General features: G+C 68.7%; 12 protein-coding genes and 1 pseudogene. 7 read left to right on the plus strand and 6 right to left on the minus strand.

Annotated features, from left to right (window positions below; translation table 11 throughout):
• Window positions 1–798 (minus strand): transposase (locus ACIBQ1_RS60305; protein WP_397292459.1); only part of this gene is annotated, 798 nt, incomplete at its 3' end.
• A 520-nt stretch (window positions 799–1318) separates the two neighbouring features.
• Between ACIBQ1_RS60305 and ACIBQ1_RS60310 the strand changes: the two genes are divergently transcribed.
• A complete protein-coding gene (locus ACIBQ1_RS60310; protein WP_397292460.1) occupies window positions 1319–1621 on the plus strand; it encodes a hypothetical protein in 303 nt (100 codons plus the stop codon).
• A gap of 519 nt (window positions 1622–2140) precedes the next feature.
• On the opposite strand, the gene ACIBQ1_RS60315 is transcribed toward ACIBQ1_RS60310, so the two are convergent.
• A complete protein-coding gene (locus ACIBQ1_RS60315; protein ID WP_397292462.1) occupies window positions 2141–3091 on the minus strand; it encodes a helix-turn-helix transcriptional regulator in 951 nt (316 codons plus the stop codon).
• Window positions 3092–3154: 63 nt separating this feature from the next.
• On the opposite strand from ACIBQ1_RS60315, the gene ACIBQ1_RS60320 reads away from it, so the two are divergent.
• Both ACIBQ1_RS60320 and ACIBQ1_RS60325 read left to right on the plus strand, forming a co-directional pair.
• Entirely contained in the window at window positions 3155–4309 is a 1155-nt protein-coding gene (locus ACIBQ1_RS60320; RefSeq protein WP_397292463.1) for an epoxide hydrolase family protein, read from the plus strand.
• Window positions 4310–5069: 760 nt separating this feature from the next.
• Window positions 5070–5570, plus strand: coding sequence for a hypothetical protein (locus ACIBQ1_RS60325; RefSeq protein WP_397292464.1), 501 nt, complete (start codon window positions 5070–5072; stop codon window positions 5568–5570).
• A gap of 84 nt (window positions 5571–5654) precedes the next feature.
• Here the strand turns inward: ACIBQ1_RS60325 and ACIBQ1_RS60330 are convergent, their stop codons facing one another.
• Window positions 5655–6101: a hypothetical protein gene (locus ACIBQ1_RS60330; RefSeq protein ID WP_397292466.1), complete on the minus strand. Its 447-nt coding sequence runs from the start codon at window positions 6099–6101 to the stop codon at window positions 5655–5657.
• A gap of 181 nt (window positions 6102–6282) precedes the next feature.
• Here ACIBQ1_RS60330 and ACIBQ1_RS60335 point away from each other — a divergent pair, with 181 nt between their 5' ends.
• The gene (locus ACIBQ1_RS60335; RefSeq protein WP_397292467.1) at window positions 6283–8013 is read left to right on the plus strand and encodes an IS1634 family transposase; all 1731 of its coding nucleotides are present in this window, start codon (window positions 6283–6285) and stop codon (window positions 8011–8013) included.
• A 77-nt stretch (window positions 8014–8090) separates the two neighbouring features.
• Here ACIBQ1_RS60335 and ACIBQ1_RS60340 read toward each other — a convergent pair whose 3' ends face one another.
• Window positions 8091–8303, minus strand: coding sequence for a hypothetical protein (locus ACIBQ1_RS60340; RefSeq protein ID WP_397292469.1), 213 nt, complete (start codon window positions 8301–8303; stop codon window positions 8091–8093).
• 355 nt (window positions 8304–8658) lie between these two features.
• Here ACIBQ1_RS60340 and ACIBQ1_RS60345 point away from each other — a divergent pair, with 355 nt between their 5' ends.
• The 3 genes from ACIBQ1_RS60345 to ACIBQ1_RS60355 all read left to right on the plus strand — a co-directional run bounded on the left by ACIBQ1_RS60345 (window position 8659) and on the right by ACIBQ1_RS60355 (window position 10732).
• Entirely contained in the window at window positions 8659–9666 is a 1008-nt protein-coding gene (locus ACIBQ1_RS60345) for a phosphotransferase enzyme family protein (RefSeq protein WP_397292470.1), read from the plus strand.
• Between the two features lie 117 nt (window positions 9667–9783).
• Complete coding sequence (locus ACIBQ1_RS60350) at window positions 9784–10029, plus strand: hypothetical protein (protein ID WP_397292471.1); 246 nt, start codon at window positions 9784–9786, stop codon at window positions 10027–10029.
• Between the two features lie 253 nt (window positions 10030–10282).
• On the plus strand, window positions 10283–10732 hold the full coding sequence (locus ACIBQ1_RS60355) for a hypothetical protein (protein ID WP_397292473.1): 450 nt from the start codon (window positions 10283–10285) through the stop codon (window positions 10730–10732).
• Window positions 10733–10851: 119 nt separating this feature from the next.
• Here the strand turns inward: ACIBQ1_RS60355 and ACIBQ1_RS60360 are convergent.
• Window positions 10852–11463: pseudogene (locus tag ACIBQ1_RS60360) on the minus strand (IS30 family transposase); the annotation flags it as partial.
• A gap of 348 nt (window positions 11464–11811) precedes the next feature.
• A complete protein-coding gene (locus tag ACIBQ1_RS60365) occupies window positions 11812–13659 on the minus strand; it encodes a serine/threonine-protein kinase (RefSeq protein WP_397292474.1) in 1848 nt (615 codons plus the stop codon).
• Between the last annotated feature and the right edge of the window lie 26 nt (window positions 13660–13685).

Below are 13685 nucleotides of genomic sequence, written 5' to 3' on the forward strand. Positions count from 1 at the left end.
AGGGTCACGCAGGCGCATCCGGTCGTCTTCGGTGACGAACTGGTGGATCCAGGTGATCCGCAGCGCCTGCACCGCCGGAAGATCCCGGAGCGGACGGGGTGCGTCGGCACGGTGGAGGACCTGCAGCAGGGTGCGGCCGTCGTGGCCGGTCTGCTCGGCGTAGGCGGCGCGGTCGGCCTTGTCTTGGGGCAACCGGAAGTCTTCGATGCGTCGCGCGTAGCGGTCGAACCATGAGATGGGGACCCATGAGGATAACCAGTGCGGTTCAGCCGTCGCGATCGCGTTGAGGGCGGCCCGCAGATGTTCGGCGACGTTTTCCAACCGGTTGAGCCGGCGGATCGCGGCTAGCACATGCGTGGCGTCGGTGCGTTGACGGCCCGGCCGCTTGAGCAGGCCGTGCTCCCGCATCCGGTCCAGGATCAGGTCCAGCAGCCGCTCGGAGTCTGCGCCGACGAGTTGGCGGTCGCGAAACTCGCTCAGCACCGAGTGGTCGAACCCGGTGTCGGTCAACTCCAGTCCGAGCAGGTACTTCCAGTCGATGCGCGCGCGTACGGCGGCCGCGGCCTGGCGGTCGGAGAGATCCTCCAGGAACTGGAGGATGGAAACGATCGCGAGCTGGTGCGGTGGCCAGGCTGGCTTGCCACGGTGCGGGAACAGGTCGAGGAAGTCCTCGTCGGCGAACAGCGGACCGAGCGCGTCACGCAGCCGCATGCACAAGCAGCCCTTGGGGAAGGCCTGACGGGCGACCTGTGCCGTCTGGGCAGGAATCTCGCCGGGAATACGGGGATGGAGCGACATCTTGATCAGCCCTCACGATGCTCGTGGATGAGCTCATCGTGCTCTCGGAAGACAGATCAGCTACGCCCTTTGGCAGATTCGCCAACAGTGTCCTCCGAGGACGCGACCCAGAGCCGAGCGCAGGTGATGTTCGCCGTAAACCCGCATGCGGTCGGTGCACTCAGGCCGCACCGTCCGGACCCAGCGCTCGGCAAAGCAACTCGCCCTCGGCGTCCTCGACCAGCCCCTGCTCTTCAAAGGCGAGAATTTCCCCAACGCCGACATCACCCCAGCTGTAACAGTCGCCGGTAAATGGCCGAGAGCTTCGGCGTTATTCGGCCGGTGCTGATGTTCGGGTGGGGCTGGTGGTAGCCGTGCGCTCGTTCGCGTCTGGCCGGGCCGTCGTCTGGGGCCTCACCCACATCGCCACGCAAAATTCGTTCCGGTCCTCTGCGGGTCCACTCAGGCCGGGGTGTAACTCCACGTAGCGTCCATTTCACCTACCAAAGCGGCGGAAGGATCATCGAAGGTGTCAGACCATGTGGAGAAGGTAGAGATCACTATCGACGACGTTGCGTCGCTGGCCTTGATCGAGCAGGACGGCTCGGTGCTGTTGAAGGCCACGGACGGAACCGCCATCCCACAGACGATCACAGTCGTCGACGCTGGGGGGAAGCCGGTTGCCGAGTACACCGCGGGCCCTGTTCCCAGGCCCCAGACTCGTGCTGCTCGATCTCTCGCTGCTGACGACGGCCCGTCTAAAGATCCTCGTAAACTCACCCATTCCGTGCTCGCGGTCGGCTTCGGCACCGAGGATGGGAAGCCCTACTTCCTCATCAAGTAGATCCGGCTGAAGCTCGTCTCTTCCTGGGCCACCCCAGGGCTGTAAACCCCGCTGTAGTCCGCTGAGCCCCTTGGCTCCCTCCTCCGCGGAGGGAGCCAAGGGGCTCTTTGCCTCTCGGGCGGGCCGCCGCAACGACGGACAGCTCAACCCGCCCAGACCACCTCATAGACCGAGACGGTACGGCGGGGCCGGTCAACGTAAAACGCGGCGATGCCGGCCACAGCTCTGCCGTCGCCCCACCCGCAAAGAGCTCACCCTCGGCCAGATAGCTCCGAGGATCCCGGCCATTTAGCGGCGGAACTTACACCCTGGTCGGGCTCGTGCCGTCCGGATCGGCGAAGGTGACCGCGGAACGCCCAGTGCGGCGCTGCGTTGACCCTGTGGGGTTCTGTGTCACAGTGCGGAGGTGCCGTGGCCACGCGGTACGACAAGCGCGAGCTCATCTACCCAGGGCACCCTCGATGTCACCTCGATCCGCATCTGGCTCCGCGACCCAGTCACATGATCACGGGACACGCCCTAATCCGTCGCGCTGGCGAGCCGGGCTGCCAGCGTCCTGACGTGTTCGACAAGCTCCGGGGGTTCGTGCACCCGGAAGTCGAACCCTTTGGTTGTCACGTAGATGGCCAACTCGTCCAGCGAGTTGGACCCGGCCCGCAGGGTGCAGCTGTGCTCGTCGATCGGCTCCAGCGCTCCGGTGGTGGGGGCGATCCGCTCCGCCGCGGTCTCGGCGCTGACGTGCAGGGTGAACCGGGCCTGGTAGCGGTAGGCCGACGTGGAGATCGCCCGCGAGGTGTAGCCGCTGATATCGGGGTCTGGCGGGGTGCGCGGGGTGAACCGGGGGCCGGTGGGCGTGCGCGGGTCGAGGCGGTCCACGCGGTAGGTGCGCCAGTCCTGGCGGTCGACGTCCCAGCCGATGAGGTACCAGCGCCGGCCCGCGTGCACCAGCCGGTGCGGCTCAGTCGTGCGGATGCTGCTGGTTCCGTCGTGGGTGCGGTAGTCGAAGCGCAGGCGCAGCGAGTCGCGGCAGGCGGCGGCGATGGCGGTGAGGGTGCTCGGGTCGACGGTGGGGCCGGTGTTGGCCATTGGCACCGTCATCGACTGCAGGGTGCTGATCCGGTGGCGCAATCGGGACGGCAGTACCTGTTCGAGCTTGGCCAGGGCCCGCACTGAGGTCTCCTCGATGCCGGTGATCGAACCGCCGGCGGCCGTGCGCAGGCCCATCGCGACCGCGACGGCTTCGTCGTCGTCGAGCAGCAGCGGTGGCAGGTCCGCGCCTGCACCCATCCGGTAGCCGGCGATGCCGGCGGTGGCCAGCACGGGGTAGCCGAGACCGCGCAGCCGGTCGATATCGCGGCGCACGGTCCGCGGAGTGATCTCCAGCCGCTCGGCCAGTTCGGCGCCGGACCAGTCGCGTCGGGTCTGAAGGAGCGAGAGCAATCGCAGCAGCCGTGCCGAGGTTTCCCACATGGTTTGAAGTCTGCCATCGGCCTAGGACCGAATCCGTCCTAACCGGCTCCTAGAGTTACCGGCATGGAGAACAACAGCGAGATTCGGCCCTTCACCATCGACATTCCCCAGGCTGACCTGGACGATCTGCGGGACCGGCTCGTCAGGACCCGGTGGGCCGCGGACCTGCCCGATGCCGGCTGGAGCCGTGGGGTGCCGGTGAGCTACCTCAAGGGGCTGGCCGAGTACTGGCGCGATGGCTACGACTGGCGCGTCTATGAGCGGGAGCTGAACAAGTACCCGCAGTTCACCACCGAGATCGACGGGCAGAACATTCACTTCCTGCACGTGCGCTCGCCCGAGCCGGACGCGCTGCCGCTGATCCTGACTCATGGCTGGCCCGGCTCGATCGTGGAGTTCCTGAACGTCATCGGCCCGCTGACCGACCCCAGGGCACATAGTGGCGACCCGGCCGACGCGTTCCACCTGGTGATCCCGTCGATCCCCGGCAGCGGGTTTTCCGGGCCGACCGGTGAGGCCGGCTGGGACACCAACCGGGTGACCAGGGCGTTCGCTGAGCTGATGAACCGGCTCGGCTACGATCGTTACGGCGCGCAGGGCGGCGACACCGGCGCGGTCATCTCCCCGGGGCTCGGCCGGCTCAACCCCGACAAGGTCGTCGGTGTGCACGCGAACGGGCTCTCCGCGTTCACCGAGGTCAACCCGGACGAGGTGGGAGAACTGACCGAGGCCGAGCGGGCGCGGCTGGAGCACCTGCAGTACCTGGAGACCGAGCAGTCCGGCTACGTGATGATCCAGATCACCCGGCCGCAGACTCTGGCGCACGGACTGCACGACTCTCCGGTGGGGCAGTTGGCCTGGATCGTGGAGAAGTTCAAGGAGTGGACCGATCCGGCCGCCGAACTGCCCGAGGACGCGGTGGACCGGGATCTGTTGCTCACCAACGTGATGCTGTACTGGCTGACCGGCACCGCCGGGTCCTCGGCCAACAGCTACTACGAGACCGCGCACGCCGGAGCCTGGGGCGCGAGTGAGCGTTCCACGGTGCCGACCGGGGTCGCGGTGTTCCCCATGGATGTGTCGATCCGGCGCACTGTCGAGCTCGAACACACTGTCGTGCACTGGTCCGAATTCGGCCGCGGCGGCCACTTCGCCGCCATGGAGGCCCCCGACCTGCTCGTCGGTGACATCCGGGCGTTCTTCAGCAAGCTGCGCTGACACCACCGCGGCGCCGACCTCGATCAAGTCGGCGCCGCGGTGGTGTTCGGTGCTCGGGCTCAGCGAACGACCGGGATCGGCGTGGTCAGCGGCTCCTGTGCCACATCGCACCGCTGGCCCCTACCGCGTATCGAACTCCGGATTTGGCTACTCCCGCTGGCCGCGATCGGCGTCATCGCCCTCCTGATCATCGCCGTACTTGTCACTGGCTAGAGCGGAGCGGCCGTGGTCCATCGAGGACTGAAGTGATCTTGCCCGTTACTGAGGACTTCTGGACACGAAGATCACCATCACCGGGTGTCACCCACCAGGCGATCCACCCCGAACCCACGAGCACCGGCGAGCTGCAACGGAACCGGACCGTACGCTAACGATCCCGCACCGGCCCTGGGCGACCGTCGCTCTGGCCTGCGGAAAGGCACTTACCGTACGAAACGGTTCCGTTGCAGGTCCACCCCCGTACCCGAGCGGCCCATCCTCTTGCACTGACTGCCTCGGGGCCCAGACCTGGCACCCATGCCCCCTTGGTGAGGCGCCATGTGCCGGGGGTCAGAGAGATTTGGAACGGAATCCGGCGTTAAAGGCGAACGTCCCGTTGGAGTGGGAGTTCGGCGCTGCTGCTGCACGCTTCGCCGATCCCTGGTATGTCGTCGATCGTGCATCTGGAGGAGAACCTGAGGGCCTTGACCGTGGAGCTGACGGCCAAGCGGCTGAGACGTCCCGTTGACCACCGGCCGACCGGTGTGGCAGCTTACGGATCATGAGATTCCAGGTCGCCCGTGCCGTCGCCGTCGGAGTGCTGCTCGCACTGACGGCATGTACGCCGGCAGGCGGTGGCCGAACCGGGCTTATGCTCGGCAGGAACGGCCATTTGACGGTGGCGGTGGCCTGGTGCGACCAGGCGCCGGATTCGATGGTCGTCTACCACCGCTCTGGTGGCGAGTTGCTCGATCAGGCCAGGATCAGCGGTCCGGCCCTGCAGGGTGAGAAGATCGGGTTCGTCGACCTGGAGGAGCTGCCCAAGGGCTGGTCCGTGACGGAGGGCGACCTCGACCTGCGCGAGGACCGGTTCTACAAGATCAGCGCGTTCAAGGCCGGCGTGCAGCTCACCTACGGTGGGGTTACGCTCAGAGCTGGCCATAAGAAGGACCTGCACCGGGACGGGATCGTGATCCAGTACTACGACGACGGCTCCGAGTACGGCTACGACGTCAAGCTCACTCAGGACGGCCTCAGGAACGCGGCCGAGGAGATGTGCTGAGGCCTGGCCCCCCAGGCGCGGATCAAGGCGCGGACCGCCCCTGTAGCGGGAACCCAGACGCGAGATCGCGAATCTGTGACCCCGTCACTGGCGATGCGCACGGAGAGCCGCGCCGACGACTCTGATGGCCGCGGCCGCAGCCATCAGCCTGTGCCCCTCGGTGTGGTAGACCTCCAGGGCCGGGCCTTGCGCCAGGATCGGTGCCAGGCGCTCGCGCGTGGCGGCCAGGTCCTCGCCGAGGCCGGGCAGCGCGGCCTCCAACTCGCGGCGGCGGGCCCGATGGGAGGGGCGCAACCGGCCCAGCCCGTCGAGCTCGCGAGCGATGTCGGCCTCGCGCTGGCGGCGCGCGCGGATGTGCGCGCGGCCGTCGATGACCGTCTGGCGGGCCTGCTGCAACCGCGTCGCCGCGCGCTCGGCGGCCTCGATCTGAGCGAGCTGCTCGGCGAGCTGGGCGCGGGTGTCGCATTTTCTGCATCGCTTCGTGTCGTCTGCAGGTGAGGGGTTTCGGCTGTGGACGGCGGTGCGAGGCACGGGCCGGATTACCTGCGTTCAACAGATCACGACTGTTTCTGGGCACGGGCTGCAACGAAGGCCCAGGTCAGAGCGTTGCGCCGCTCTCCGAACAGCCAGAATGCCTAGTAACACGATCCGGATGATTACAGCACGTTAAGCCGGGATTGGTGGTGTATCGTCTAGTCACGTGTTTGTGAGAGTGACGACACGGAAGAACAAGTCCGGCCAGGCGGTGCGCTACCTGCAACTCGCGCACAACGAGTGGGATCCCGCCGCTCGGACGTCGCGGACCAAAGTGCTGCACTCCTTCGGCCGCGAGGACCAGCTCGACCGCGCCGCGATCGAGCGTCTGGTCGCCTCACTGGCCCGGCTGCTCGACCCGGCCCGCGCCGCCGCCCTGACCACCCCCGGCGAGCTGGCCTATCTCGGCTCCCGGCCGTTCGGCGGCACCCTGGTCCTGGACGGACTATGGCACCGCCTCGCCCTGGACGAGGTGATCCGCCGCTGTCTCGCCGGCCGCAAACTCGACCCCCGCGTCGAACGCGTCCTGTTCGGCCTGGTCGCCAACCGGGTGCTGGGCGCCTCCTCCAAACTCGCCGCCGCCTCCTGGATGACCGGCCGAGTCCACATCAACGGTCTCGACGACGCCGACCTGGACGCCCAGACCTGCTACCGGGCCATGGACTGGCTGCTCCAGATCGAACCCGAGCTGGCGAAAGAGGCGTATTTCCAGGTCACCGACCTGTTGAACCTTGACCTCGACTTGATCTTTTTCGATACCACCTCAACGTATTTCGAGATCGACGAACCGGACGCGGCCCTCGCCCGCGACGAGCGCGGCCGCGTCGTCACCGGCCCCGAGCCCGACGGCGACGGCGACGGCGACGGCGACGGCGACGGCGACGGCGAGCAGAAGATGGCAGGGTTTCGCACCTACGGCAAGTCCAAGGACTCCCGCGACGATCTGCCCCAGGTCGTGGTCGGGATGGCCGTCACCCGCGAGGGCATCCCCGTGCGGGTCTGGTCCTGGCCCGGCAACACCGGCGACAGCGACCTGATCCGCCAGGTCAAGACCGACCTGCGGGAATGGTCACTATCGAAGGTGATCTGGGTGGCCGACCGGGGCTTCACCTCCCAGGCGAACCGGCGTGCCCTGATGAAGGGAGGCGGCGGCTACATCATCGGAGAGAAACTCCGCTCGAACTCGCCCGACATCAAAGCGGCCCTGTCACGGCAGGGCCGCTACGCGACCGTCTCGGGCAACCTGCAGGTCAAGGAGGTCAACGTCGGCACCACCGACCGGCTGATCATCTGTTTCAACCCGGCGCAGGCCGAGCGGGACGCCGCCGTGCGCGCCGACCTGGTCGCCCGGCTGGAGGAGGCCATCGACGGCTCGGACCGTCTGGACAAGCTGGAACGCGGCAAGCTCGCCGGGGTGCTGTCGACCAAGCCGGGCCTCAAACGCTTCCTGCGCCTGACCCCGGGCGGGCTGCTGCGCGTCGATCGGGCGAAGGTCAAGGCCGAGGCCAACCTGGACGGCAAGTACCTGCTGCGCAGCAGCGACCCGCACCTGAGCGCCGAGGACATCGCGCTTGGTTACCGTCAGTTGCTCGAAGTGGAGCGAGGCTGGCGAGACATGAAACAGATCTTGGACCTGCGGCCGGTCTACCACCGCACCGAGGACCGCATCCGCGCCCATGTGCTGCTGTACTGGCTCGGCCTGCTGCTGATCCGCCTCGTCGAGAACAGCACCGGGCAGACCTGGAACCGCGTCCGCGACCAGCTCGAGCAGATCTCTCTGGCCACCTTCGCCGGGCCGGCCGGCACCTACCGGCAGTGCTCGGAGCTGACCAAGCCTCAACGCGACGTGCTGTCCGCGCTCGACCTGCCCACACCCAAGCGCATCACCAGCTTGACCCCGGCCGAGTAGCGTCACCACGCTGACCAGCCACAACACAGGCGCCTAGTAACACGCCGCTGACGCGTGCCACTAGGCGTTTCCGCATGTCAAGCCCTGGATTCGTGTCCTAGACAGCATCGTGATCTGTTGAACCCAGGATATCCGGCGGCGACGCGGCGGCTGATGTCCCGCACGATGGCGCCGTAGAAACGGTCACCGGTATGCATCGAGGGAAGGGCGAGCAGCAGCTCATTGTCCAGGCGGGAGGCCTGTTCCAACAGCAGCAGGCCTTCCTGGATCGCGTCATGGTTGACCAGCAAACGCCGAGCTCAAGGGCGCCCACGGGGTCAGCCGAGATAACAGAAATTCCGGCCATAAGCGGATCTTGAACACTCTGACCTGCGAAAATATCGAGGTAACGAGCTCCGTCGTGGGCCTCGCGCCAGCCGTACTCCCGAGATTGTGCATCGCAGAGTCTCAGAGAACCTCGAATCCACTTCCGAGATTGCGAACATGATCGACTGATGGCCGCTTCTGGCCATACCGCAGCTCGACCCGAGCAGGAAAGCGCGGCCCCGGCTGGTCGACCAGAACAGGAACCCTCTGCCGACTCTTCCGCCGAGGGCTCCTATAACCGGTTGCGCACCAGCCTGGGCATACTGCCAAAATTGGCGCGTGACCGCGCCCGCCGACCTGGAATTCATGGCCGGGCTGCCGGCAGCGTGGGGTTTCCCCCCGGGCACGACGATCATCCGAGCCGAGCAGGGGACCAACAACCAGACGTTCATGCTCCGCCAGGGGGGCCTCCGATTCGTGCTCCGGGTCAGCCAGACCCAGTCCGCCGCCCAGGTCGGCGCCGAGCACCGAATCCTGCGGCGGCTACGGCAGGCCGGACTTCCCTTCCAGGTGCCTGAACCAGTCGCCGCGCCCAGCGGAGATACGGTGATCGAGACCGCGGCCGGGCCTGCCACCGTCTGCCGGTGGATCCCCGGCGTGCGGCCCGACCTCACGGACCAGACGGCACTCGAGCGCTTCGGCCGGGCGGCCGGGCTGCTCGGCGAGGCGATGCTCGGCGTGCCGCCAGAAGACGGGCTGGGGGACTGGCGCGTTAATCTTCTGGCTCACCCCGCCGTGCCGGACGTCGGCGCCCTTTGCCGTCAGCTGCGCGCCGCCGGGATCAGCCCGGAGCAGGTCGCCCGCCTCGACGCCGTGGCGCGCCGCGTCGGGCAGGAGTGGCCCGCGGGCGGCGGCGCGCTGCCGACCCAGGTCATCCACGGCGACCTGGCGGCCTCGAACGTGCTGGTCGACGAGGACACCGGGGAAGTGAGCGGGCTGCTTGACTTCGAGTTCGCCGGGATCGGCTTCCTGGTCCAGGACATGGTGGCGGCGCTGTTCTACAGCGGGGCCCTGGAGACGCGCGACTGGCAGCCCCGCACAGCGGCCTTCCTCCGGGGATACGCCTCGGTCCGCCCGCTGGACGCCTCCGAGGCCGACGCGCTGCCCCGGCTGCTCCTCGCCCGGGCGGTCGGCAGCGCCCTGTCGCGAGCGGGCCGCTGGCTGAACGGCAAGGCACAGCTCGGCGAGGTCACCGACCGGATCCACAAGCTGGAGGACACGACCCGCTGGCTCGACGCCAACAGCGGAAGGCTCCGGTCACTCGCGGCCGCCGGCGGGCACGGGTGATTCGGAAGTACGGCTGACGCGAGCCCCACAACGGAGCTCGTTACCTCGATATTTTCGCAGGTCAGAGTGTTCAAGATCCGCTTATGGCCGGAATTCCTGTTATCTCGGCTGAGCCCGATGGAGGGCGTCGAGCTGACGCGCCAGGAGGAGGAGCGGGCCCAGCAGCTGTTCCCGGACGCTCACGCACGCTTCCAGGCCGCCCTGCAGGCGCTGCCCGCTGAGCAGGCCGCCAGCCCGTTCGCCGCGTCGCTCGCCGAGCTGGTCGCCCTTCAGGCGGATCAGTTCCACGGCCACGGCGGATTCGTCGTCCTACGGGAGTGGGCCGAAATCCTGGACCGGCACTTCCCAGCCACCGACCGATAGCTCAGACCGGGGGCTCTTCCAGGGGAACCCGGCACGAAGAGAGCCCCGGGCCCCCTCAAAATGGCGCATTCGAGGGATCGTCGCAACGCAGGTGATCATTCGCTGGCGGCAGTCAGCATAGCGAGATGGTTACCGCTGAGTGTCCTTCCGAGGGCGGTCGGTCCGCTCCGGGAAGGACGCCCGCCACCTCTGGTCTGGGAATCCTCTGGTCCTGCCAGAGAACCAACCCATGAACCTGATCATCACACCACGCATGAGGTCATTTCAGCGAGCGAGCGCGTGGCTGGCCACGTTCGTCATCGGGCTGCCCGCGCTGGGTTTGGTCGCAGCGATCGTCACGTTGCGGGGGCGGTCGTGGGTGCTGTTCTCGGTGCCGTACCTGGTGCTGTTCATGCTGGCCTACCTCGCAGGCCTAATCCTGCTCGCCCTGCTGCGCTTCCGGCCGGACTGGCTGCGCGCGCTCGTGGCGGCGGTGGCCGTGTACGCGATCGCGTCGGTCACGCCGTTGGTCGACACGATGGCCCATTATCCGTACCACGTGGTCAGGTGCGGCGGCCTGCCCGTCGTGGCCAGTGGCTTCGCGGCAGGGATGAGCTACAACGTCCCCGGGGACGAGGACTACGCGGTGACGCCGTTCGACGGTCCGTTCTTCTGCACGGAGAAGGAGGCCAAGGCCGCCGACTTCCACCACTACGTCTTCTGACTCTGGTCTCGGGCCCGGCGATGTTCGGGGAGAATTGCGATGTCGTCCCGCAACCGGTTGAGCGTCGAGCTTGAGCCTTGGAGCGATGCCACAGGGCCGCCTGCTGCCAGGTCAGGCGCAGGCCGCAAGAGCTCCGCGAGGCGCTTCGCAGGGGTGTCCCAGCCGAGCGTCTTGCGGGGTCGGGAGTTCAGCTCGGCGGCGACGGCGTCGAGCTACTCGCGCGTGTGGACGGACAGGTCGGTGCCCTTGGGGAAGTACTGACGCAGCAGGCCGTTGGTGTTCTCGTTGGAGCCACGCTGCCACGGGCTGGCCGGATCGCAGAAGTAGACCGGCATGTCCGCGGCGACGGAGAACTCGTGGTGGCGCCGGTTGCGGCGGATCTCCCGGCTGATGGTCGAAGGCGCGCGGCCGAGTTCGCGCGCGATGTCACGGATTGAGGCCTTCTCCAGCACCCTGTCGGCGATGTAGATCCGCTCGTCCTCCCGCAGGTAGCGGGACGCTCCAGAAGGGGGCACCGTCGGTCGTCTGGCCGGCGGTGCCCCCTTCTTCTTTGCCTTGTTCGGTGCCGTGCCGTTCCGCCAGCGCTTTCCGGTCCTGATGTTGATCCCGACGATCCGGCACGCTTCGCGGCTGCTGACCCCTTGATCCACAAGCCGGAAGTATGCCTCTCGCTCACGGGTCAGCTTCTTCGGGCCTTGCCGCTCCCGGCTTGCCCTGATCTCGAAGTCCATCGCACTCCCCGAGCTGGGGTGTTGCGACGACCACTTGAAGGGAGGAAATCAAGGGGGGCCCGGGGGCTCTCAGGTGCTCAGGCGGGGGGTGTCGCGCTGACGCAGCAGCGCCAGGACTTCGCCGGCGCGAGCGTCGGCGGCCTCGGCACGTTGGACAGCCTCCCGGGCTGACGCCTCCGCGGCGCTCTTGGCCTCCTGCAGGGCGGTGGCCCGCGTCTCGGCGACCTCCGCCCGCTGGGTGGCGCTCTGGGTCGCGGACTGCGCGGCGGCCAGTTGGCCGCGCGTCTCCTCCAGGCGCTCCCCGGCGGCGGCCAGGTCCTCGCGCTGCCGTGCCGTTTCCCGGCGGGGTTACCAGATCTCGGCGGGGCTCTCCGCGCCGCCGCTCCACACGGTCGTGCCGTTCAGCTTCCACCGCTGGCGCACGTCGTGGAGCTTGCCGGCCCGCGGCGTGGTGGCCGTGAACGGGCCGCACACGGCGACGCCGCCGTTGGTCATCGGTGAGACGCCCTTGCACATGTACGGCTGCGAGGCGTTGGTCTCGGCGTCGGTGTTGTAGAGCTGGAGGTGGATGTCCGACCGGACCGACTTGGGGCCCTTGATCTTGCCCTTGATGTGGAAGACGCCGTCCACCAGGACCATGCAGGGCGCCATCATCGTGCCCTCGCCCACCGGGGCCCAGGGTCGGCAGCGCCAGTCCAGCTTCGACACCTGGTCGGTGTCGGGCTTCTGGGTGCCGTCGTCGGGCTTGACCTCGTCCGTCTCGTCGGTGGTGCGCGGCTTGGGCGAGTCGACGGGCTTGGACTCCGTGGTCGGCCCGGAGGCCGGCTCGTGGGTGGTGGTCTTCTTCTTCGGCTCCGTGGACGGGGGGCCGGCGGGGTCGGCGGTGGTGCCGTCATCCACCTGGCGGGCCGTGCCGCCCTTGCGCTCGTCACGCTTCCCGGTGCCGGGGGTGGTGGCTCCCGGGGGGGTGACCGGTGTCGTGGGGGCGGGCTGCACGGCGAGCGGCGCCAGGGCGTCCTGGGCCACCACTGTGACGGGTGCGCGCCAGGGGGCCACATAGGCGACGGCCGCGGCGCTGACCGCCAGGGCCGCCCCGGCGGCCGACAACACGACCACCCGCTTGCGCGACCGGCGCTCAGGACCGCCCCCGGGGCCTCCCGGATCGGCGGGCCCTCCTGGGCCTGCCGGGCCGGCCATCGGCGGGGGCGGGACGGGCGGACCGGCCGGGGCAGTGCCGGACAAGCCGACCGGCGAGGGCACGGAGCCGGACGCGCGGACCAGAGAAGGCGCGGGCGAGGGCGGGACCGGCGGGGCCAGCGGCTCGGAGGTGACCGACAGGGCCTCGCCCCGCGAGACAGGCGGCAGCGCCGGAAGGCCCGCCAGCGCGGGCGCGGCCTCGCGCAGCGCCGCCACGACCGCCCCCGCGGACGGGCGCGCCGCCGGGTCCTTGGCCGCGCACGCCGAGACGAGCGCCCACAGCGGGTCGGGCATCCCGGGCAGCCGCCGGGGCGCGGCCATCGCGTGCTGCCGGATCAGCACCATCGGGTGCTCCCCCACGAACGGCGGACGCCCGGCCAGCAGCTCGTAGAGGATCAGCCCGAGGGCGTACACGTCCACGGCCGGCGTCGCGGCCTCGCCGTCGGCCACCTCGGGTGCCAGGTACACGGGCGTGCCGATGACGGCGCTGGTCTGGGTGATGCCAGGGCCGTGCAGGATGCGGGCCACCCCGAAGTCCGTCAGCCGGACCTGACCGGTGGCCCGGTCGAGCAGGACATTGCCCGGCTTGACGTCGCGGTGGACGATGCCGATCTCGTGTGCGGCGGCCAGCGCGCCGGCCGTCTGTGCCAGCAGGGCCGCCGCCTCCCCCGGGGGCAGGGTGCCGCGCCGCTGGATCAGCGTGCGCAGGTCGCCACCCTCGACCAGGTCCATCACCAGGGCCAGGCGCTCGCCCTCGACGACGAAGTCGCGGACCGTGACGATGTGGGGATGGCGTAAGGTGCGCATCACCTGACGTTCCTGGATGAAACGCAGCACCAGGTCCTGGTCGGCGGCGAGGCCGTCACGCAGCAGCTTGACCGCCACGACGTCGCCGGTGTCCCGGTGCCGCGCCCGCCAGACGGTGCCCATGCCGCCGGCGCCGATCTCCTCCAGGAGCACGTACCCGCTGCCCAGCGAAACCTCAGACCCGTCCGCCATCAACCGCTTTCCCCCTCCGAAAGATG

The sequence above is a fragment of the Nonomuraea sp. NPDC050153 genome (assembly GCF_044460125.1).
Taxonomy (GTDB): domain Bacteria; phylum Actinomycetota; class Actinomycetes; order Streptosporangiales; family Streptosporangiaceae; genus Nonomuraea.